Raw genomic sequence first — 21,528 nt, forward strand, 5'->3', positions numbered from 1 at the left:
GCCTACCCTGCCTTGGAAGTACCAACGAACTCACTGGCTGCTGATTCGGCCGGGATAGCAGCTATCGTTGAAGCGACCGTTACGACCCTCACAAGATCGGTGCGCTCAGGGAAGCGAGGACCAAACATCTTGCGAAGCCAAACACATGCGGAGGCTGGGTCAGATGCGTTGACCGCCCCGTTGAGATTCGACTCAAGTTTCTCAAATTGCTCAGCAGCTTCTTCAAGCTCCTCAGCACTGAGTCGCGCGGTAAGGCTCTCTGACTCATCGACTGGGTTATTAACGCCTTTACGCAGTGCATCAGGAAGCCCTTTGAGTACCTCCAGAAGCGCCAAGTCATCCCTACCCTTCACTTTGGTGAAAAGTGGCGTTGCGACTGCCATCAGCAAGATTGAGGAAGGTCCACCGGCCTTCCACTGCCAGTCACGGTAGGCCTTTAGGTATCGCACAATTCTACGAAGCTGCTCGCCCTTGTCCGTTACCTGGTCGACGAACCAGTTCTTCACAGGCCGCGGGTCTGAGCTAACCCAGTCATCCTTCCTGTGTGCGAGCATTACCTGGTCGGTAGGAAGATCAGCCCACGACTCGGCCCCCCGCGCGTTGAATGCTTCATCGAAACTCATATACCCGCTACGCGTAGCCGCCTTAGCTAAGGTGACAAATTCTTCGTCGGGGATCGAGTACAGTGGGATATCAATGTGTGCCGTGGTTGAGATCTGGATTCGGATGCAGGTGTCTTTGTCGCGGATCAGTTTCCACCCCAGTGCTTGGTTTTCCTTTACCAAATCTTCAAGGGCAGTTTCCGCAGCTGTGAAAAAAACTGCGCTTGCAACACTCGGCCTTCTTGTTCCTTTCAAGAAACTGATTGGAAGGTAAGCGCCGTCATCGCAATCGCCCTGTTGCGGCGGGATATGCGCAGGCGCATTGAGGGTCTTGTAAGCCCAGGAGCCCTGCGTGAAGAAACGTGGCTTTGGCACCTCCCCCTTGTACCCCATGTCTCTGAGGACACGGGGGACACCTGTCCGCAAGCAGTTGCGCACGTCTTCCTTGGCAGCGGCGATGTAAGCTCGCTCGACGTCAGTAAGCTCTAGCGCTTCCAACAGGCAGTCGTCTGTCGTTTCGGTGTGGAACAGCTTAGAAAGGTCGAGCATTTACACCCCCTCCGAGTTTTTGTTGGGGCCATGGTAGAAAATGGGACTTGTTGGGACGTGAGTACGGAAAGGTGCGAAGCGCGGATCTCCAAGTGCACGCTGTGCTGCACTGGCGCCACGATCGCGAAGCGTGTTGGTGGAAGCGGTGGTTACCTCATCAAGTGACTTCACATCACTGCTTTGCTGAGGAGTGACTTGGTCGTCAATTTTGAAATATCGCTCTCCTATCGACTGCGTGAGCATGTAGTCGACAGACGATTCCTGAGCCGAGATCACCAGATCGAAAAGACTCCCACCCCAACCAAGAATGCCTCGATCTAGGCTGGTTTTACCGCTAATCGTTGCCCCGATGGTCATGGTTCCGATAGCCAAAACTCGCACAATGGCCTGGGGGTCTTTGTCTAGGAAGGTGCGTATCTCATGCAGTCCAAACAAACCGGGTGCGTTGCCCACCAGGCCGCCATCTACAAAGACACCTCGGGGATTGCGAACAGAAGGGAAATATACCGGCGCGGCGGAAGTAGCCAAAGCTACGTCGACGATGCTGAGTCGGTGATCAAGCTCGAAGGTCTGGTGATGGGGAGTCTTGAAGAACTGACCCCGCCCCGTGGTGAAATTAACGGCTGGGATGAGTACTCGATGCTTCAAATCACCGATAGTCGCTGTACCAAACCGCTGCTCCAAAACCGACTTGAGGCCGTGGTTGGAATGCTTGGCCTTGAAGTACATTCCGACCCGCCGACGCCACCAGCTGCGGACACCGAAAATTTGCTTTCCCTGGTCTTCGAATAATGACTTCAGTTCGGGGGCAGGGATCTCGCTGGCCAAACCTAATGCGAGCAGGCCTCCCGCCGACGTACCGCAGATCAAATCGAAATGCGAGGCGATCGGTCGGCCCAGAGCCTGCTCTAGCTCTGCAAGGATGGTCGCCGTGTACAGCCCCCGATAACCACCCCCAGACAGTGCCAATACGTGATACGTACGCGGTCCAGACCCATTTGACATGAATCAACCTCCAGTCCCTAGCGGCATAATAATGGCCAAACACGAAAAACACTACATATAGTGCCTAAAATTATGAGAGCACACCATATAGAGAATACGCTACGTTTTTTTGACAGGTCAACACCTCTCGCGCACGCGGAGTCAATTTACCAGCGCCGAATTTACGTCTGTTGCTGCCCTTACCTCTCAATGCGCTGCTGAGAAGACAGATCTGTCTAGCGCAATGCCCCTTGACCGCCACAGGTGCCAAACCTATCCCTCCCCAAAACAACTAACCCTGGGATCCAGTGGAAGGAGGGAGTCATCCGCTTCAAAAGCAAAGGACGCCTGCGGGCTGTGAGTTGACCCGTGGCGCCCCCGTTTGAGCAATGAGAAAAATGCTTAATCTTTATGTCGTCGGGAGCTAACATGATTCAGATTCAAGTAGTGCTTCAAAATCTCGTCACTGCTGTGTTCAACCGTGAATTTGTGGGCGTTCTCAAGCACGGTTCTACAGTACTGAATCAGCTCGACTGCGCAGAGTTTAAGAATAAACCTGTCTCGAATCATCCGCACCGTAACAGGCTGCGCTAAGCCCGCAGCTTCACTCAAATCTTGCATGATCTGAGCAACTGAATTCGGAGTAAGTTTTTCACCCGTCTTAGTGTCAACAAGGAGGTAACAGTCATCATCGGCCTCGGCTTTCTTGACACAAGAAGCGCGACTCGTATGAATATATTCAGCCCATTGACTGACAATATTCTTAGGCACAAGCATAAACTGTCTATCGGCAGTTCGTACATAGCTACGCCGTTTCCCTGTGCCTCCCGGCGATGTTTTTGAGTTAAGCCGCGGGAAAAGAACCACATCCCTATCGCCGGCGATGTTAAGCGCATTCAAGACGGACGCTGTGGTCAGATTCAGTGCTTCATGCACGCTAGCACCGGTATGCTCGAATACCGCAAGCAAAATTTTGTTTCGGTCCTGCATCTCCTTAGTGCCAAAAGATGCTGCTGCCTCGTAGAGTTTACCAACCGTGACGTCGTCAATCGCATTGACTTCCATATTAGATCCTCAAGAATCGCTATTCATAGAGAGTAGTAACACGAACTTCAAAGGGCACTTAGCCTCTTGGTCAGTGAAAGGCAACCGTTACCGATGAGAAGGTGAGTCACCGTTAGACGTGTAAATCACCGACTTCCAAGCATCACTGAACAGATTGCCCAATCCAGTTTCAATGGTTCGCCGAAATTCTTTCTTGTATTCCGCCTCTGTGATTTCCCCCTTATCCAGTTTTTCTTTTACGCCGTTGAGAACCCGACTCACTGCTCGAAAGGCTTCGGCTTGCTGAGCGTGTTCCACTATTGGGCCTAAATCGGAAAGCTCATTACATGCTAGATGGATATACCTCTCTAGTGAGTCTATCCTGGCATGACCGGTCCACTGCTTGAGCTTCTCGTAAAACCCACTAAAGTCAGCCAATGCCCTCTTGAAATTGTCTTGATTCTCAAAATCAAACTCAAGCATGATCGATTTCAATTTGTTTGTGATAAACCTGTGTCGAAACATGTGAGGATGCGTTCTTTCGGGAAGCCCCGCAGATGCACGCAGCTCTTGAAAAATCTTAGTAATAGTCGTACTGCCCAGCCGCTTTCCAGTTTTTATATTGATGAAAAGATAGCCATCATCCACGACACCTTTCTCAAGAATACAGACCAGACGAGTCGAGTTAACGTAGTCCATCCATTGTTGAATATAGATTCTTGGCACAGGGATGTACCGAAAATGAATTCTGCCCCGCTTAAGAGTCGGCAGTCTGACTTTAGGCGATGGTTCTCCACTTTCCAGCGCTGTAATCAGATCCGAAATTAGGAGATTATTACATTCCTCTCTGCGCCCTCCCGTATGCTCAAACACTGAGAGAAGAATGATATTCCTTTGCTGAAGCTCATAAGACCCAACCGAGCTGGCAGCTCCATACAGCTTCTTCAGCGATATATCTCCAATGGGGTGCCGGTGGTCCTCTGGCCTAGGATTTGGAAGATGAAAATGATACCAGCGAAGACGACCCGCTACTTTTTTCTTGAATGTTGGAAGTTGGTGCTTCTGGTACCCCCTGATTGCACCGTCGGGAGCGACGAAGCTTGATCTGTGATAAAATATCCCCATGTGATGTAGAAAATCCAGACAGGTAGATCCTATCGCTCGGATTCTATTAGGATCGCGAAGTGGGCTTCCATCTGGATTTCTTCCAACATTGAGCCCATCAATAAAACCCATAAAACGTGAATCACTCATCTGCATAGCACAAATACGATTGCTGTGCATGTGTCTCATGAGATGAGACAGATCCGCAGCTATCTGCGCATAGGTACCTCCCCTGTCGCCGACTAAGGAATAACTACGATCAAGAAAAATCGTAGCCAAATAAGCATTGAACTCAAAGCAGTAGCCTCCATCAGGGAAGTATAGTACCGGGAAGCCTGTAGCGCCTTTAAATAACGGCGGCTCATTCAACGATGAGGCATGAGTTGCGAGCTTTGACCCTACGCCAAGTTTTATGTAGCATTGCTTTGCTCTGCCCATGATTTGTTCAACCCACCTTCATAAATAATCTCGACCTGTCTCATCTCGCGAATCCACCATTTTTTCCGATCTCTAATTCCATCATCAGTCGCAAGGTGCTGCGATATCAACCGTAACTTATAAACAACGATCTGCATCTGACAGAAGTCCCGCGACATGATTCCCAATCGATTCTGAAGTTCCGCTATTTCGGAAACGTAATCTCGACGACTCTTTGAGGCTTTAATCGCCTTTGGGGTTGTTAGCGCCAAAATCCGAGCGCGAGCACTTATCCTCAACTTGTTTATACCATCAAACCCTATCGCCAGATGGGAGGCCGCACTTCTGAATGTACCCATCGCGCACCCACGAATTCCCAGCTCCAGATTACTGTACTCTGCCAAGCTGCGCTGAGTAACTAGTATCGACAACCACTCTCTATCATGCACGTACGATTGAGGAGAGTCATTGATATTTCGTAACAGCTCATACAACTTCAACATCGACCTCCTAGAGCGATCACCGTGCATCTTGAGCCTCCGCAATCTTCAAAACAAGATTAAACCTGTTTTCTTGACTGCCATCCTCCATGGTGGCGATAAAAAACTCTGGAGTAAGATCAATTACGTGAGTGCTCAACATCTTCATCACTTCATCGTAGCCTGTTTGTTGATCGATCAGGTCTACCAAAGAAACACTAGAATTCTTCAAGCCCCTTTTGACTAGCGGCTCGTAAGACTTATCAATTTCATTTATTGATCGCACTACGAAATCTTCAGCAGAGTATTTCTCCATGATTTTCTGCTTAAGGAAGTCCAGCCCTTCGATGCTATCCTCACCATTAAACATGAAATCCACAATCACTTCTGCCTTTACAGAATCAAGAACCATTCCAGGTGTAGTTTCAGAAATGTAGATATAAACGTGCTCCACGTCAGAGTGCCCAAGCCAATGGCGAAGTGCCTCGATATTTCCTTTTGACGAGTGATAGAAAGCCAGGGCAATAAATCTACGCAACTGGTGTTGACGCAAATAATATCGCCTTTCAACGCCATCAATCTTCACAGTCTGGACTTGAAAATAATCACAAGCCGCATCCAGGGCCTGATTATACGAAACAACTTTAATAGGACCCGCCGTCACCTTGCGTTGATCCAACCATAACAACAATCTCGCCTTACTTGAAAGGACGCCTGCCTGATCGCACTTTCGCCTGAACCCCATTAGATCCCAAATAAATCTAGCAAGCGGCTGGGTGATACCTACACTTAAGACTTGATGCTGGTTCCTAGTGCCAGTTTTTCTTGCAGAATAGTTCAAGCAGTAATTTATAGATACATTGCCAGGTAGATATGGATCAACGGGGGGTTCCAGGCAGTGAACTGGATCTAAATCCAGAATTTCCGATTGCCTCCGGAGACCCAAACTACCGATTATAATCAGAAACGAGCCGATCATAACCTGATAAAGATATAACAAATATTGATTACTACGCACTTCTCCATAAAAATTGCTAACATCGAAGCTAAGACGCTCTATGCACCAATTATTGACGCCGAGCGCATGAAGCGGCTGAGGGATCGATACGCTGGAGAAAACCTCTTCGACTTGCCTCATCCTAGGACTAGAATCAAAATTATGATATTTAACCGCAGTTAACATATTAAGCGTCGCTTCGAGAATCGCATGACGGTAATCAATAAAGAACTGAAAACTATTCCCAAGAGCGTGGAGTAGCACTGCATAGGGAATGGTGACAAAACGGCCTCGATTTTTTTGATCCACCAGTTCCAGCAAGTTTGCAGCACTAATGGTCTCAAAACTTTGAATCGACACACCTTTAATTCCATAGCTAGCCTCAATAACTGGTATTTTTTGCACAACCGATACATAGTTACGCAGTTGTTCTAGGGTAACGCCAGGTTTCGGAACGTTTGTTACTGGCACACCCGGATACTCTCTAGCGAGAGAATCATCAAGATTTAACTCCGGAATTACACGGGGCATCAAGGAGACGCCATAAAGAGTATTTCTGTATTCCGTATTAATAAAAGTACGAGGATTGAATCTCTTCCCGCCAGGGTACAAATCGTACCAGCCATTCAGAGCAATAACTGAGCGAACCTTAATAAGCTCGTGATCTGTAAAGCCTAGGATCCTATCCTCCTGAGAGGGAATATTTTTTATTAGCGGGAATTTCCCACACGCCTCATCCACTTCTGCATCTGACACCTCGCCTAGTTTGGATCGAAACCAGCTCGCTAATCTGACAGGATATTCATAAAGATAATCGGAAATAGGAGTAGCCGTATTCTTAATTAGGAAATTCTTGAAAGAATTTACCGAAACCATTCCTAAGCCATTTTCACCGATATCAAAATCCGAAGCGTCATTCATTAGAATGTAATCAATGACGTGCAGCCCCCTATTGAATTTTAACAACTCAAAATTTGGAGCCTTACGTGCCCCACCATTGAACCGAGGATGAATTTGAACAGCAAGAAAATACCTAATCCATGTGAGCGTACTAATGTTATCAGGGTCTGTCAGGGAGCTTCCGTTTGCCAGTCGCACATCAAAGTTTATGAGCCTTTTAACCGAATACTCATCAGCCTCTCCGAAATAGCACGACCAAATAGGCGAATGAAAGTTTGTGCCATCAACCAGCCAATCTGGTGCGTCTATGTTATAATCGCCTGATGCACCTTGTTGCACTAACGCATTCAATGCTGAAAGACTTTCAGAGAATGGCAGCTTCAGAACCTCATCGAGCCTTTCTGCTAAGGACTTAGTCTCTTGGGATTGTAGATCCCGGCTTGAATAATCAGAGTTTTCCATGATAAAGGCTCGTTTACCTACTCGCTGATTGAGCCATGATCGGAGCAAGCACTTTTACAAGTGCTTCTGAATGGCTTGCTGTTTTAAATATTGATAGCACCTCATTAGAGTAAACGCGTATCTGACCCGACTCGTGAAGCCCCGACGACATCTGTAAGAACTTGCCAGTTCTCCACCAATGCTTGCCTACCTCCGAGATCTCATGTCCGTTAGCTTTGAGTCGCTCCACAGCAGCCACACAAGACAGTACGAAGGTGCACCTCTCTGATGTAATTGGGAATACCACGTGGAGGTTCTCCCGTTTCTTGCTCACATTAATTTCAGGCAGGCCGTAAGTCCCCACCATTAGATGGTTCGGAAGTGGTTTCAGGTCGTGATGCAGCAGAAACTCTTGAAGTTCTTGATCATTGCTGAGGCCCATCGCTTCATGAAGACAAGGTCGACCAACGACTGCCTTGTAGGTGATCGCCGTCTGAAAAATCCGGATCCATCTATTAAGGAAAAATCGAAGTAATTGCGCCGGCAAGTATTTTTCTAGGAGTTTTCTGTTCAGTGTTTTATGGCCTAACGCATCGGCCATATCCCTTAATCGTCCAGTTTCAAAGTAAATTTTCAGGGCTGCGGTGGTCCTCATGGTTTTGAGGGTCACCCTGTCAAAAAACTCTTTTCCATCTGGTCTGTGCGTAAGCTTACTCAGCAGTACAGCCCTCAGGGTTGATTGCGCGTAAGTCAAATCATTCAAGGGCGGAACGCTTTGCTTTTTTCGTCTTGGCTCACCGAAACCATTAGCAGTCAAAAATAGATATCGGTAATCATCATTACCCGTGCTACGCAGGTAATCTCGCGCCTGCTTGGTCAACATCAATACTTCATCAAGAAGCAATCTGGCCTTCTCATTGAGATAGATTGGTTGCTGTGCGGATTTTGACCCTCTCCTAGGCTTAATGCTCACCGCAATTTTATCGTCTGATTGAAGCCCCTTCAGATTCCCATGCTTATCGTATAATTCGTAATTTATCAACCAGGATGCCGTAATGGCCGGATGCTCGGCAACCAATAGATAGAAGAACGGCAACAAAGTAGAGTTTGATAGCAGCGCTAGTTCTGGATCCATCGCCGAGCGCAAGGAATAAAGTGTTGATTTATTTTTTTGATCCGCGACATGGTAATTATATTCCTGCCAGGTCCGACACCGATTTTCCAGTTTTTCGCGCGCCTCAGTGCTATCATTCGCAGAGCAGACCTTTCCCCTCTCCGCAAGGTGAATCCTCTTCCAGTGTGCCTTTAAAATATTACCCCTTGCTTCTTCACAGGCATTCTTCATCAGATCAAGATCGGTGCAGATTTGTTCATATATTCGACTTGCCGCTGCTTCGTCTCGAATTGAAAGTGGAATAGGTGTAAGCACACCGAAAGTTCCTATGGCGTCAAGCTCATCTTTAGGTAAGGACGATCTTGATACAGGGCCACGTATTTTACCCTTTGGGATAGGATACAACGGCTCCGAGATTAACTTTTCCCCAATGAAGAATGCGTAAATTTCAACCCATATTCTGCTCCATCTGGTCTCAAATAGTATGTCAACGTTTTCCCCTGGACGCTCCGCCTGGTATTGAACAAGCATAATTACTTTAACGCGTTCAAAAACCTGATTTACTCCCAGCGGAGTCTGTAAATGCTCTAAATCTTCGCTTTTTACCAACAGCATCAATATTGCATTCAAGGTATCAATGATCAATGTACGCTTACGCTTGAAGGTCTGAGCATCCAGAGTTTTTCCGTAATTTTTTAGAGCTTTATGATACAGCCGTGCCACCGCTAAACCATGAATCCGGTGAAGCTCTCTTAGGTCCGCCCAAACCACTTCATCGTCAAGGGTTTTAATTGGCCAACCCTGGTAATACTCAAGAAGCGCTGCGTTACGATTAAGGCTAAGATAGGCCTGTCGGCTAGCATCATCATTGGATAGCTGCTCGATTAGCTTCTGGTAATCACATCCCGGACAAATTGCTGCAATTATTTTGCATGAGAACTTAAATATTCTATCTAAATGATGAAGCGGCCCATCCACCTCAATAAGCAAAAAGCCTCTAAACGCGACTGTGACACTATTGAGTAATACTGGAAGATCCTTTATTCCCACGACGTTGAGAAACGCACAAAATAGAGCCAAGGCAACTCTACAGCCAGATTCAAGTGTCTGGGTCTGGAATAGCATGGTATTCAACATGCGACGCTCAAGTAAGCGCCCCTGCTCAGTGAGAAGGTACTTAGATACCTGGCCACTGGAAATTCGGTGTCTCATCATCCACCTCAAGTGTAAAGAACTGATCGATAACGATGGTCCTAATGAAGTAACTCAGGTGTTCGAGTAATCGCGGGCTCTAGTTAAATCTTTTCCCTCTAACAACGTCACCTAATAGCATTTTTGCTAGTCGGCCGTGCAATGGGTAGCCTAAGCTCTCTATGAATCCATATTTCATATAGAAATCATTTAAGCTTTTTACTGCCTCAAAGAAATTAATCTCGCTCAGCCTGTTGAAATTGCTACGCATGAAGTAAACCCAGAGCTTTTCCAGCACCTCGAGCAAGCGATCTCCGAACGCATATTTAAGCTGATCTTTAGTTTCAAATATTTCAACAAGAATGCCATTAACCACAAGCATTGCATTTATTTTCATTCTCGCGGTTTTCGGATTGACCTTGAGGATATAGATGCCTAGCACGCGGTGAACCTCGGCACAAAAATCCGCACCGAATTTTTGGTAAATGTTGAGCAAGTTAATGTGCTGGCCTGCCTGTCCTAGCGTAGGTAAAAACCATCCACTATAAAATTTCAATCGCTCAACTGAAGGTTGTATCTTTCGCCATTCGTCGAAGCTTAAGGAGTTTTTAGATTCGACTTTATGACCTGCTAAATCCTTAATCTGACTTAACCGTATACATTGCGACCTGACGATGTCGATGCTATCGTCTGTATAATGAAGCATGAAAAACTCATACATATCCTGTTCGTCGCCACGAACACCGGATCGCAGTGCATAAGCGTCCAGGAACACCGGATATGTCACCGATAGCCGCTTGTCAATCTTATGGCCGTATTCAGATCTTTTGAAGCGCTCTCCATTGATGATGCACTGAAGGTCCACTGGCATTTCTTTTTGGCAGAGCAGCGATAGAACTGAGGTATTTAGCATGAGCTTCAACGCCGTCGTGTTCATGTTGTGGCGTAGAAATAATTAGCTTACAGCAACCCTCGCTGCAACTATTTTTTTTGGCGTGTAAAATTCTACCTCGACGTTTGCATACGCAGGTTAATCCTATTGACAGCATTATAATAAGACTTTAACTATCAAGCCCTGCCGTTTTGTTTGGCGATAAAATCCTAACCCGCTGAGCAAACTGAAATTACCGATATTGTCACTATGTCAATCTGATTTACATGACATTGAAAAACATGCGGTACCCGAACAATCAGACACTTTTTATTCAGTTACTCAGCTGGTAAACCCGACGATCGGTCTCTCACTTTGGATCAATTTCGGGTCATGTATTGCGATTATCCCGCTGGCGATATCTGGCAGATTTGCAGCTTGGACAGCCTATAGGGGGCAATGCTCGATAGGCAGATATCCTAGACCTCGTCATCCCACGTTGTCTGAGTGCTTTCCGACCACTACGGTTTAGATATCTTGCCTGCTGCTTCACAGGCCTTCCGATCCGCTTCAGCGTTTGCCCCAAGCTCTTCAGCGAGAAGATCAATGAGGCCACGGACTGAAGGGAGTAGCCCTCGCTTAGACGGATAGACAGCATGGATGAGCCCGCTAGGAGGTCGATACGCGGGGAGAACCTCTACGAGCAAGCCTGCCTCTAAATCATGTCTCACCATAACCTCAGGCATCTGAACGACACCCACGCCCTGGACCGCGGCGCGGTGGAGCGCGTCTAGGTCAGCAGTGACAAACCGTGGTGAGTGAGGAATCTCTACTCGATCCCCGGAGGGATCGATAAAGGCCCAGCGGTGGTCGCGGTTGGCAGGAGCCAGGTCCATGCTCGGTAGTCCGATCAGATCGCCTGGCACTTCCAATTCAATGCCTTCGACTAAGGACGGTTTCGCCACAAGCTTCTGGTAGCTTTCGCCGAAGACTTTGAGGAACAGGTTCTCGTCCTGGAGTGGTGGAAAACGCACGCGCAGGGCAATGTCGAAGCCCTCCCCAAGCACATCGACTCTCCGGTTTGTGCTCTCTACCTGGATCTGGACCTTTGGGTGAGCAACCATGAACTTCGCCATAGCATCGCTCACTCCCATCGCCGCCAGCGCCGGCGGGCAGCTGACTCGTATTAGTCCATGGGGTTCGGACCTAGACTCCTCGATGACCTTCTCCGCAGCATCGGCTTCGACCAGCATGGCGACGCAGTGGCGGTAGTAATCCTGACCAATCTCAGTAACTGTGAATTTGCGAGTTGAGCGCTGGATGAGGCGTACACCCAGCCGCTCTTCAAGGGCTAGAACTCGGCGACTGAGCTTGGATTTGGGGATACCTATGTTCCTCGCTGCCGCGGCGAAACCTTTGTGCTCGACCACTTGGGCGAAGAAGTACAGTTCGTTGAAGTCAAACACAGGGCGATCCGCTCGCTAAGGACATCCCGCATTATCGCAGGGAACCACAGGCGTGTCCTAAAGCGGCGGTCTTGAGGCAAGCTTCGGCGGAGCGGTTATGGGTTACTCAATGGTCTGGCTCGAACGCTCCGGCTGAGTGCACTGAGCTTGTCGGTATCCAACTTACTCATATCGCCGGAAGCCGTATGGATTCTTGAAGGTTTCCTTCATGCACGCTAGCCAGACACAGCAGGCAAGCGATGTAGAGATCATGAGGAACATTCTGATGATCGCCTCTGAGGTAATCGTCTCAGGCTCTGAGGTCGCCCAAACCAGAATAAAACCAAGCATCGCACCTAACGCCGCGCGGAGCGCCATCAGGAAGCTTCCGCTGATATCCGCGAAAAACCCCTGGGTTTTACGTACGCCCATCTGGTGGGACGGTGAGCGGAACCGAGTCCGGAAACTGAAGCCTGTGAAAATGACGCAGACAACCATCAGTATCGCGTAATACGTCATCAAAGCTGGTGCCGCGAGCAGCGCATTCACGGCGTTCCTCAGCTCGGTAACAGTTGCGCTGCTGAGTACCGTCGGGATCCCCCCCATAAAGGTAGCGTAGGTAATCTCACGCATTACCCTGCGCGGGACAAACGCCCTTTCTTGAGCCTTAACCAACATCCTTGCCCCCCCATCGAGCCTTACAAGAACTACAGATTCACGCCGAATCACTACCGGCTTGTTGGCTGGCCTAGCAGTCCCATGGGCCCTATCCGCGAAAGCCTCTCCAAGGCTTCTGGCTGCTAGAGCAGCTGATGATGGGGAACGGTTACGACTAGTTTTTGAGCTGAACGGCCGCCCTCAGTACCGCACCTTCACCCTACAGTCCCCTGATAGATTGATCATCGATCTAGATAACACCCATGTCGCAAATTCGCTCGGGCACTTCCCCGAAGCCAGCCGCCTGGTGACCGCAGTCCGAAGTGGTGCATATCCCTTCGATTCTCGTCGAGACAGGGTTTATTTCCAACGACAATGACTGCCGAAAGCTGTGCGATCCCCGTCACCAAAAACGGCTAGCGCAGGCAGTCTTTGATGGAATCAATGATTACTTCAGCGCAACGCCGCCGGATGGAACGCTTCTGGCCACCCGTGCAAGGGCTCGCACTGCCTAATACCTGCCCTTCTCACTAGGGCCTTATATCGGTCATGTCCGGCCCCTCACCGGCCGCCCGTGCACTCAGTTACGTGTCGGCCGTGCTTGGTGGTGTTTCGCCTAGCCGCCGTGCCGCGATTTTGGACGTTAGAACACAGTAGCGAAGTAGGAGCCACCACGCGTACAACACATCTGTTTCGAACATCCCAGAGTCGTCGAGCAGTCCATGCGCCACCTCGTTCCGTAGGTTGGTGCCTAATGGGTCGATAAGGAGATCCTGCAACTCAAAGACTCCATCCGCCCCGAAAGCCCTGAGCGCCTCAGGTGTCTCAAGTAGAACACCTAATGGTCGCTCTGGCTGAACGCCGCCAGGTTCTAGCATTGAGGTTGCGCCCCCCAAAGACTCAACCACGTGTCTTATCAACGCTTCGAGCTGTGGGGGTATTAGGTGGCCGGCGACGAGCATGTCACCCTCGAAGCCCGCAACGAGGGCACGGAGGATACTTTCCTGGTGGTTAGGCGGGATCCAGGAGCTGTGCTCAATCAAGCTCAGAAGATGCAGGCGGTCCTGGCTATGTGCCCCGAGAATCTCCATCCTGGCAGGGTTAAGCGTTGCCTGGACTGCCAGACTCCGACCCATGCGCGCTTGCCCAAACATTCGCCAGCGAAGGCCTTCGAGCTTAGGATCGTCAGATTCCTCAAGACTGGGGGCCCGGGCGATCACTCGGCCACGCGAATTCAACACTTCGCTAGAAATCAGGCTACTGAACACTGCCACGCGAGCCTGCTTGTGGACCTCCCGTATTAGGTCTGCCACCGAGGGTGGCTTTGCCATGTGGCAGAATGCAATTATCGCCTCATTGATGGTTTTGTCCCTAACCGCTGCGGTGGAATTCTGAATCAATTGGGTGATGTCGAGACTGGTCGAGATCGGCTTAAACTCGACTACCGACTCTTGCTGCAAGACCAGCAATTTCTCATGCAACTCTGCTGCACGCTCCCGTCCCCCTGGTGCTTGGCGCATTGCCTCTACCGCATCCGATAACACTGACGCAGCAACCATCGCACCGCGACCAGAGCGCTTTTGCGCCAACTCGGCCTCTTTCACCAGGGTTTCAGCTGAGTCACGTAGCGCAGCGCCCTGCTTCTCAATATCTCCCGCCGCTCGATGGCAATCGGCCTCAAGCTGGAGGTAGTCTTTTGCTCTCCAAAAATCTAGGGCGTCTTCGGCCTCCGTTGCGGCTGAACGCGCATAATCAGCAAACTGTCTGGTGTCGCCATGGTTAAACTCTAATAGCAACCGAGTGAGGCGCAGGGTTAGGTAAAGAGGATCCATACCCTTGTGCCGGTGCAGCATGGCCTCGATCTCGTTCAGCACCTTCTGTCGCAGCTCTGTTCCGCCTTTGCCGAGGCCTGCTGAAAGACGCAAGGCTCGCTCCATGCGTTTCACAGAGGAATTCCAGTCTTTCGGATCCTCCAATTTCAACGCAGAGGCAAGGTACGCCTCTACGGCAGCTTGAGCGGCCGGGAAAGAGCGTCCCTGAATCCAAATCACGTCCAAGAATCTCGCGCGAAGCTCCGGCTCTTTGAGAGAGGTTGCCCACACTTCTATCCCTCGAACGCTCTCTCTAGGAAAGTCAGATGGAATGGCGCTGCGTTGTGCTCCCATAACGAACATGGGTCCAAAGGGTTCCTGCGGCCGATCTGCATGGAGCATCATCGTTAGCACTGCGCCGATGAAGCGTAGACATTCGAGCTGCGCGCCGGTCCATCGAGCCTGATCTCGCTCCAACCGAGAAATTTCAGTTTGAAAGCTGAAGCAATCCAACCGCTCAACCGTCTGAAGCAGGCAGTCCAAGTCTAGGGACTCAAGGCCCTGGTTGTTGATGAGTTGCCAGTCAAGCGCCATGCACGACCTCCGTATGGGTACTGTCTCCATTCTGCGTCAGCAGCTCATTCGCTTTCTTCAGCGCTGTACACGTCGCCCGCAAAAAAGGCCCCGCATGGGGGCCTTTAACTAACCTTTTGGAGGGCTTGGGTCATTCCCTGGAGCGACTGTGTCTTTGTCGCGAATCCTCCCATCTACTCCCTTAGTCGTCAGCTCCCCTCCCCCCTGTTTCTTGAGCATTTCTCGGGCCGCCTTCTGAGCCTCTGCCTGCGTGTCATGCACACTCGAGGCGCGGCTGGCATCATTGCGTTTGTTCTCCCAAGTACCATCGGCTCGCCTAGATATGGTTCTGTCCTGATCTTTACTCATGGTCGCCCTCCTATGCGTAGTGGCCACTGAGTTATAGACCAGCTCTTTGTAGGAGACAAAGTCACACAGAAAGCAGGTGATGGCCCGACAGCTCGATGGCTTGCTGTGCATCCGAGCCAACGTTGTCATGAGCCGGCGCTAGCGCCGGGACGGGACCAGGGGGTACTACATCTGGTGCTTCAGTCGCGCCAGGCCATGCAGTTTCGTATCAAGACATCGAGGCTGCCGTCATGCTTGAAGCCCACAGACTCAGCTGCCCGAGTGTCGATCGGTGGATAACGACCGAACACAGCCTCGAGTTCAGCATTCGGCTGGGACTCAACCAGGTCTCGCCCGTCTTCCCCGTACTTCTTCGCCATCCCCTCCACGACCCCGCCTCTCATAGAAACTGCGAATAGCAGAATGCAGAAAGGGCGACACGTGGTCGCCCTTTCTGCATCAGCACGCGATCAAGCAGCGAATCACTTGCTCTCTTTAGCAACGGTGCCGAGCGCTGCATCCTTCACCAGATAGCGACCTTCTACATCGTTCAGCATTTTCAAGCTATTGCGAGCCATTACGACGCCAATTTCGACTTCCTGCTTGAGGTAGATGACCTCGCCGGCCTTGACCGTAACAGGCATCTCAGCCCAATTTTCCGCTTTGGAGCTGATTACGTGCTCGCCTGGCGTCACGTAGAAATAAATGTACTGGTTGCCCCGGTTGTACCCCATTTCGGACTCAGCTTCCTTGTCATCCAGGAAGACGTTGAACCGCACCATCATTCCTGCGTTGCTTGGCCGAACGACGTAGACCAAGCCTTTGTCGGTAACCGCTGCCTTAGGTAACGAGTACTGGGCGACGTCGGCCTGCATTTTTTCCATGGACGGCGCAGAGGCGCAGCCGTAGAGCAGCGCGATGGAGAGTACAGCAGTGGTCTTGCAGAATGTTTTGAACATGCGAGGGGCGTCCTTGCTTGCTAGAGATGCTTATTCTGAGGGTGCTTGGCAATCAGGGGGACCGCAATGCTTAAGGGCACCTGACCAAATCAGGCGCGATGGTAAATAGCCACCACACCTTCGTCAATGAAAGGCTCACCCACATCTAGGGTGAAAGGTGGTCGCTGATGCTTACCTTCTCGGTACCTTCGTTGCGGCACTCAATCTAATGCCTTTCTCCATCCAACGCCGCTTGAGCACGATGGGAGGAGCATGCGGGAGATACCGCCAATGGCGAAGAAACCGCAGGTTGGATCAGTTAAAGGGGGTGGTCTCAGAGGCTCATCTGAGAACCAGGCCTCGACGTACACCGAAAGGGTTCAGAAGTCATATTTCGAGAAAGCTCAACGCTGCATCGAAGCTAAGCTTGCGAATTTTGAGTTGACCCCCGAGATGATCGCTAGCGAGCTGGGTACGTCCAAGAGAACGCTTCACCGAATTTTCGCTCAACACGGCCTATCGATCGGGCGCTACATCCTGGACAGAAGACTGGACAAGTGCGCTTCAGAATTCGAGTCGGAGAGCGATATCCAGAAAATCTCGGCCATGGCCTTCGCTTGGGGCTTCAACGATGTGAGCCACTTTTCCAGGGCATTCAAGTCGAGATTCGGCGTTTCACCTAGAGGATTCAGAAGCAAAAACACCCCTCCCTCAGGCGCGTTGAACTAAGCGGCTCACCCGAGCAGACCTCCTCCTCTGCTCGGGGCGTAACACCTTATGCATCATTCTAGGTGCACATTCTGTTGGCCTCTTGCAGGACTGGCGCAGTGGGCACAGCTAGGCCGCTCAGTGCAGGGAAAACGCGTTCAACCCCCTGTACGTATTTGCCGGAAATCTGTTCTTGACTACGGGGCCGAGCCCAAGCGCTGCGTGCATGTACTGGTCGATCCATTCTAGAGCCTCAGCTGCCGCAGTTGAGCAATCTAGCTCAACTTTATTTGGGAATTTGGTAGCCGACAGCCTTCCCTCGTGCACGAGATCGTTACGCATGTTCCTGAAGTCGTCGCTCAGATTGGGCAGCGAGAACCTCGTGGATGCGTACTGAATTCGCTGATTGAAAGTCTTGAGGTCTTGACCCGCGGCCTTAGCTTCGCTGCGAGCCGTGGCAGCAATGATCTCGAGAAGAGTGGCAGTACTCAGACAGAGATCCTCCATCGACCAGCATGCTTGTGCGTCAAGCCAGTGGTGAACGAGTAACCGATCCTTTTCGACGAGACCTGTACTTGAGTGGTTTCCTACAAACGCTTCTACCCTTTGTTGAAACTCTGCGGAGGTAATGGTTACCGCATCGATTCCCCGCATTGCACGCGGCCGGGGGAAATGCGGCCCGACCTCCATGATCATGCATTCAGAGTGCGGCAAGGAGCGCGTCACTGCAACGCTTGCGGTGGTCAGATAGCTTGCCGCGAGGCAAATCGGAACCAGTTCATCGAAGGCAGCGTCCAGAGTAGCTGAGCGTCCCGCCGAGCCAATTGTTACATCGATCGACAGGCTGTAAGTTTCCGCTATCTGCCCCTCCTCGATCTTTTGCTTTGAAGTCGCGTATTCAGGCTCTTTCTCCAGAACCCAGCTCCCCGATGGCGTCGTCAGCGAAAGCTCCTGAGGCTCGCCTGGGATGATGAGATTACACACACGAAAACCGAGATAGGATGACAAATGAAGCCCTCATTCTTACCGTATTAAGTTGAGGTTGCGTGGCTAGCACATCAGCTATCCTGCCCCCTGATTCCATTCGCATGGCAGCTTGCCACCAGCCACGGAATAGTCGCTTAATCATCGCAGCTTTGGAAAGCCCCAAAACTCACCAGCCCGCATAGCTGACCTTTGACAAGACCAAAGCTTGAGTATCAAAGCCCTTGGAACGCCTGATGCGTGCTCAAGCACAATCAGCATCATGAGTTCCTGAATCGTCTTGCTGACTTGGCTTACGCGCGGCATTGGTATGCGCTAACCTCACGTAGACCTGAAATTGAAAAGATAGCGCTGCGAACTCGACAAGGAGCATTGGTGTGGATTGGGAACCGATTTTAAGGGAGCTTCATCTGTACGGAGGTGGGCGCATTCTGAACGGGATGGACCCGAAGTCAGATCTCCGACCACACGCGTTGAGCGGGAAAGCAGCGAGCTTCCAAATAAAAAGTTACGGAAGCTTTTATCGTGATATCAGGGGCTTAGGGTTCGAAATTCTTGGATGTGATTTTTTTCAGACTGAGGAACAGGCAAAGGGCTTCGTTCCCCCAGAGTGGAGGTCCATCAATCCCTCAGCCTCCCCAACGTGGCTCTGTGCAGACCAAGGTCATAACTGGTCATTTATAGCAAACTCTGCCTTCCTACAAAAAAGCGGAATTTTTTGCGATATCGCCTCTCGTATTTCTCACCAAATTAGAGCTTGCGAATGGAGACTTCGTCAACTGTCGGAAGCGTATCACGACCAGTTAAACGGCCGCCTACTTTCAAAATCATTTAAACCCAATGAGCGCTTCCTGGATGGCCATACATCTTTATGCTATCTGGCCCTACAATCATTCTTAGTAGACGCCTGCACACTGAGAGATTATCTGTCCGAATTCTACTCTGAAGCCTTGATAAGGATGGCGGACCCCGCAATACCCAGAATTTCGTCTTTGAGTGGACTACTAAAAGTCTGGCGTTCCAATCCGCCACAGGACAAGGCAGGCAAGGAATTGCGAGCATCAGCGCTGCCAGGCAATTGGCTTTATGAACTTGGCGCGTACAGAGACCTGGTAGTACATGTCGCCCCATTAGCAAATGCCTCAAAAACCCTTCTGGTTTTTACCAAGACCATAGAACTCGGGGGTGAACAAATACCTGCCATACAGCTACCGATACCTTTAAAGCCAGCGCAGGTAACGAAAAGCCGCACAACCGGCGAGTACTTTGACGATCCGGAATTGAACTTCGCACGCAACTTGAACCATATCGAAACCATGGACGATTCCAGAGACGCTCTCGAGTACGCCCATATTACCATGCAGCAGCTGGGTGCTAGCTGCAACTCCATTGCTTCCGTATCTCCCTTTGCGCCTGAAACCCCAATTATTAAGCCAATAAACCTGAAGATTACAAATCGGTAATCGGGAAATTTAACTGCAAGGGAAGCGGCCACGCACTTTTCCAAAACCCCGTTTAGGAAAGAAAAAGGCCAGCATCCTTTCGAATGCTGGCCAAACCGAGGTACCAAAGTAGCATCATCAGAAGATACTATGGTGCGGATTGGTGTGCGAAGGGACTGCTGACCACAGGAAACAATCAATTGAAAGCTCGTCCTACCTGGAGCGCGTCTTCCGGGAGGTCATCCCCGCCATGGGTGAGTCAGTCACTATTTACGGCTGGAGCCTGTCGGATCAGGATCAGCACATCGTAGAGCAGATCACCAGAAATCCACCGCAGCGGGTCGCGATTTCTGTACGAGGCGGATCTCAGGCTTTCGCTCAGCAAGCAGAGGAGATCATGCATCGTGCTGGGGTAGACCAAGTCGATTTCTACGACTCAGAAAGCCTGGGTTGCTGGAACAATCCCACCGAGGCCCTGCAAGAGGATTGAAGAAGCGAAACGCAAGACGATCTAGCTTGCCCCGCTCAGCCCGCTACTCACGTCACGACAAGTTACGGGGCAAAAAAATGGGGGCAATACTGCCCCCATTTAGCTAGCTGAGATGGTTATCTCACTTTGCGATCCAGGACTCGACCTCGTCAGCACCGTACTCCTGCTTCCACTCTTTCAAGAGTTTGTGGTTGCCGCCCTTCGTCTCAATCAACTCGCCATTGTGCGGGTTCTTATAGACTTTCACCGCACGAGCTTTGCGAGAGGGTTTCGCTGCCGATGCGGTAGCTGGTCCGCGACGCGACGCCGCCTGGGGATCCAAAATTTCAACGACGTGGCGAAGACTGAAACCGTAGCTCTCCAACAGCGAGCGGAGCTTCTTCTCGAACTCGATTTCCTTTTTCAAGCTCGCGTCGTTTTTCATCGTCTCGAGTTCAGCAAGCTGTGCCGCCAGCGTCTGCTCAAGTTTTCTGTATTCGGCTAAACGCGACATGAGGAATATCCCTTTAGTAGGTGAGTAAGTCGTCGGGTGGCATTTGAAATTGAAGCGCAGCACTCATATTTAGAGCTGCCTTAGGAGGGTTAGTTCGCCCACCTGATCATGTGATGGCACGCCTTACATTGCACTAGAATTCTAATGTAGCAGGTCGACTGGATGCTAGCAGATAACGTAACAATAGATAAGGCCACAATCTGAAGCCCGAAACGACGGACAAAATACGTGCTGCGCACAGTGGGCCAGAGGGACCAAAAGGAGATAATTTCAGAATAACCAGCTCTGTACTATGGAGTTTGGCATACCCAGATCAACACAGCTACCGAAAGGATTGGGATCGAAAACGCCAGGGGGAGTAGAAGGAGTCGAAGCTGAGGTGATGCCGCCAAAATACTTAAACAGATCGCAAGGTGCTTTAACATTGGCCGGTACCCAATATGAAAATATGCATTGAGTTCCCGGCTGATTCACTGCTTCCTAGAGATCATTCTAGTGAAGGTGAAGATCTGCCCTGCCGCACCTCTGTAAGGCTTAGCGGGCTTACACCTTGGAATGCCACGATGCTAATACCAAAATCCTTGGCATGCAAATCGGATCAGCTGCGCCCCAGCCAAGACTCGACCTTGCCCCGTCATAGTGGCAAGTCAATGAAAACGCATGCTGCAATCAACGGCGAAGGCCCGGACGTCTCAGTCCACGACACTCAGCAGCAGAAACTGATTGCCAATCAGTTCATAGGCTTGCGGCTGAAGCGATCACAAGGTCAATGATACGCGCTTGCGGTATGCGCCAATCTTGCTGCTGGTGATTTTCCAGCGATGGGACCAGCACGGACGACTGACCCTCGGGTGGGTGTCCGCTTTGACATGAGCGGTACCCCGGCCGGCAGCCATCGACCCAATGCGGCCTGACCTACAAAGCGATCCTGTACATGAGTTCTATG

The 21,528-nt window shown here is 50.5% G+C and carries 18 protein-coding genes and 1 pseudogene; 5 read left to right on the plus strand and 14 right to left on the minus strand.

Going from position 1 to position 21,528, the window contains the following annotated elements:
• Window positions 1-2 precede the first annotated feature (2 nt).
• The 9 genes from EGJ09_RS25580 to EGJ09_RS25620 all read right to left on the minus strand — a co-directional run bounded on the left by EGJ09_RS25580 (window position 3) and on the right by EGJ09_RS25620 (window position 12,771).
• The gene (locus EGJ09_RS25580; protein ID WP_125925110.1) at window positions 3-1,151 is read right to left on the minus strand and encodes a cyclic GMP-AMP synthase DncV-like nucleotidyltransferase; all 1,149 of its coding nucleotides are present in this window, start codon (window positions 1,149-1,151) and stop codon (window positions 3-5) included.
• Window positions 1,152-2,156, minus strand: coding sequence for a CBASS cGAMP-activated phospholipase (locus tag EGJ09_RS25585; RefSeq protein ID WP_125925111.1), 1,005 nt, complete (start codon window positions 2,154-2,156; stop codon window positions 1,152-1,154).
• A gap of 381 nt (window positions 2,157-2,537) precedes the next feature.
• Window positions 2,538-3,200 (minus strand): hypothetical protein, encoded by a 663-nt coding sequence (locus EGJ09_RS25590; RefSeq protein WP_125925112.1) that lies wholly within the window; start codon window positions 3,198-3,200, stop codon window positions 2,538-2,540.
• A gap of 87 nt (window positions 3,201-3,287) precedes the next feature.
• Complete coding sequence (locus EGJ09_RS25595) at window positions 3,288-4,721, minus strand: site-specific integrase (RefSeq protein WP_125925113.1); 1,434 nt, start codon at window positions 4,719-4,721, stop codon at window positions 3,288-3,290.
• 498 nt (window positions 4,722-5,219) lie between these two features.
• Window positions 5,220-7,538 (minus strand): hypothetical protein, encoded by a 2,319-nt coding sequence (locus EGJ09_RS25600; RefSeq protein WP_125925114.1) that lies wholly within the window; start codon window positions 7,536-7,538, stop codon window positions 5,220-5,222.
• A 13-nt stretch (window positions 7,539-7,551) separates the two neighbouring features.
• Complete coding sequence (locus tag EGJ09_RS25605) at window positions 7,552-9,768, minus strand: hypothetical protein (protein WP_125925115.1); 2,217 nt, start codon at window positions 9,766-9,768, stop codon at window positions 7,552-7,554.
• A gap of 154 nt (window positions 9,769-9,922) precedes the next feature.
• Window positions 9,923-10,759 (minus strand): hypothetical protein, encoded by an 837-nt coding sequence (locus EGJ09_RS25610; RefSeq protein WP_125925116.1) that lies wholly within the window; start codon window positions 10,757-10,759, stop codon window positions 9,923-9,925.
• 455 nt (window positions 10,760-11,214) lie between these two features.
• Window positions 11,215-12,159 carry a LysR substrate-binding domain-containing protein gene (locus tag EGJ09_RS25615; RefSeq protein ID WP_125925117.1) on the minus strand — a complete coding sequence of 315 codons (945 nt, stop codon included), beginning with the start codon at window positions 12,157-12,159 and terminating at the stop codon, window positions 11,215-11,217.
• 162 nt (window positions 12,160-12,321) lie between these two features.
• Complete coding sequence (locus EGJ09_RS25620; protein WP_125925118.1) at window positions 12,322-12,771, minus strand: hypothetical protein; 450 nt, start codon at window positions 12,769-12,771, stop codon at window positions 12,322-12,324.
• 106 nt (window positions 12,772-12,877) lie between these two features.
• Between EGJ09_RS25620 and EGJ09_RS27140 the strand changes: the two genes are divergently transcribed.
• Together EGJ09_RS27140 and EGJ09_RS25630 are read left to right on the plus strand one after the other, a co-directional pair.
• A complete protein-coding gene (locus EGJ09_RS27140) occupies window positions 12,878-13,174 on the plus strand; it encodes an AMIN domain-containing protein (protein WP_158621145.1) in 297 nt (98 codons plus the stop codon).
• Window positions 13,128-13,310, plus strand: a pseudogene (locus EGJ09_RS25630) (N-acetylmuramoyl-L-alanine amidase); the annotation flags it as partial. The gene EGJ09_RS27140 and the pseudogene EGJ09_RS25630, both read left to right, overlap by 47 nt.
• Window positions 13,311-13,379: 69 nt before the next feature.
• Here the strand turns inward: EGJ09_RS25630 and EGJ09_RS25635 are convergent.
• The 3 genes from EGJ09_RS25635 to EGJ09_RS25645 form a co-directional block, all read right to left on the minus strand.
• Window positions 13,380-15,200, minus strand: a complete 1,821-nt coding sequence (locus tag EGJ09_RS25635; protein WP_158621146.1) for a DUF4209 domain-containing protein — start codon at window positions 15,198-15,200, stop codon at window positions 13,380-13,382.
• A 108-nt stretch (window positions 15,201-15,308) separates the two neighbouring features.
• Entirely contained in the window at window positions 15,309-15,677 is a 369-nt protein-coding gene (locus EGJ09_RS25640; protein ID WP_305955526.1) for a DUF2188 domain-containing protein, read from the minus strand.
• Between the two features lie 332 nt (window positions 15,678-16,009).
• A complete protein-coding gene (locus EGJ09_RS25645) occupies window positions 16,010-16,402 on the minus strand; it encodes a DUF2846 domain-containing protein (RefSeq protein WP_256658467.1) in 393 nt (130 codons plus the stop codon).
• A gap of 354 nt (window positions 16,403-16,756) precedes the next feature.
• Here EGJ09_RS25645 and EGJ09_RS25650 point away from each other — a divergent pair, with 354 nt between their 5' ends.
• Window positions 16,757-17,194 (plus strand): helix-turn-helix domain-containing protein, encoded by a 438-nt coding sequence (locus EGJ09_RS25650; protein ID WP_158621147.1) that lies wholly within the window; start codon window positions 16,757-16,759, stop codon window positions 17,192-17,194.
• Between the two features lie 117 nt (window positions 17,195-17,311).
• On the opposite strand, the gene EGJ09_RS25655 is transcribed toward EGJ09_RS25650, so the two are convergent.
• On the minus strand, window positions 17,312-18,181 hold the full coding sequence (locus EGJ09_RS25655) for a hypothetical protein (protein WP_125925124.1): 870 nt from the start codon (window positions 18,179-18,181) through the stop codon (window positions 17,312-17,314).
• A 353-nt stretch (window positions 18,182-18,534) separates the two neighbouring features.
• Here EGJ09_RS25655 and EGJ09_RS25660 point away from each other — a divergent pair, with 353 nt between their 5' ends.
• A complete protein-coding gene (locus EGJ09_RS25660; RefSeq protein WP_125925125.1) occupies window positions 18,535-19,620 on the plus strand; it encodes a hypothetical protein in 1,086 nt (361 codons plus the stop codon).
• Window positions 19,621-19,762: 142 nt separating this feature from the next.
• Window positions 19,763-20,089 carry a DUF4917 family protein gene (locus EGJ09_RS25665; RefSeq protein WP_256658465.1) on the plus strand — a complete coding sequence of 109 codons (327 nt, stop codon included), beginning with the start codon at window positions 19,763-19,765 and terminating at the stop codon, window positions 20,087-20,089.
• Between the two features lie 121 nt (window positions 20,090-20,210).
• Here EGJ09_RS25665 and EGJ09_RS25670 read toward each other — a convergent pair whose 3' ends face one another.
• Window positions 20,211-20,582, minus strand: coding sequence for a histone-like nucleoid-structuring protein, MvaT/MvaU family (locus EGJ09_RS25670; RefSeq protein ID WP_125925126.1), 372 nt, complete (start codon window positions 20,580-20,582; stop codon window positions 20,211-20,213).
• Window positions 20,583-21,528 lie beyond the last annotated feature (946 nt).

This window comes from Pseudomonas sp. p106 (assembly GCF_003936645.1).
Classification (GTDB): Bacteria; Pseudomonadota; Gammaproteobacteria; order Pseudomonadales; family Pseudomonadaceae; genus Aquipseudomonas; species Aquipseudomonas putida_E.

Bases quoted from the DNA above. Each gene is read 5' to 3' on its own strand.
- EGJ09_RS25580 (WP_125925110.1), bottom strand. From the start codon at position 1,151: ATGCTCGACCTTTCTAAGCTGTTCCACACCGAAACGACAGACGACTGC.
- EGJ09_RS25585 (WP_125925111.1), bottom strand. From the start codon at position 2,156: ATGTCAAATGGGTCTGGACCGCGTACGTATCACGTATTGGCACTGTCT.
- EGJ09_RS25590 (WP_125925112.1), bottom strand. From the start codon at position 3,200: ATGGAAGTCAATGCGATTGACGACGTCACGGTTGGTAAACTCTACGAG.
- EGJ09_RS25595 (WP_125925113.1), bottom strand. From the start codon at position 4,721: ATGGGCAGAGCAAAGCAATGCTACATAAAACTTGGCGTAGGGTCAAAG.
- EGJ09_RS25600 (WP_125925114.1), bottom strand. From the start codon at position 7,538: ATGGAAAACTCTGATTATTCAAGCCGGGATCTACAATCCCAAGAGACT.
- EGJ09_RS25605 (WP_125925115.1), bottom strand. From the start codon at position 9,768: ATGTTGAATACCATGCTATTCCAGACCCAGACACTTGAATCTGGCTGT.
- EGJ09_RS25610 (WP_125925116.1), bottom strand. From the start codon at position 10,759: ATGAACACGACGGCGTTGAAGCTCATGCTAAATACCTCAGTTCTATCG.
- EGJ09_RS25620 (WP_125925118.1), bottom strand. From the start codon at position 12,771: ATGCGTGAGATTACCTACGCTACCTTTATGGGGGGGATCCCGACGGTA.
- EGJ09_RS25635 (WP_158621146.1), bottom strand. From the start codon at position 15,200: ATGGCGCTTGACTGGCAACTCATCAACAACCAGGGCCTTGAGTCCCTA.
- EGJ09_RS25640 (WP_305955526.1), bottom strand. From the start codon at position 15,677: ATGACAACGTTGGCTCGGATGCACAGCAAGCCATCGAGCTGTCGGGCC.
- EGJ09_RS25645 (WP_256658467.1), bottom strand. From the start codon at position 16,402: ATGCAGGCCGACGTCGCCCAGTACTCGTTACCTAAGGCAGCGGTTACC.
- EGJ09_RS25650 (WP_158621147.1), top strand. From the start codon at position 16,757: ATGGCGAAGAAACCGCAGGTTGGATCAGTTAAAGGGGGTGGTCTCAGA.
- EGJ09_RS25670 (WP_125925126.1), bottom strand. From the start codon at position 20,582: ATGTCGCGTTTAGCCGAATACAGAAAACTTGAGCAGACGCTGGCGGCA.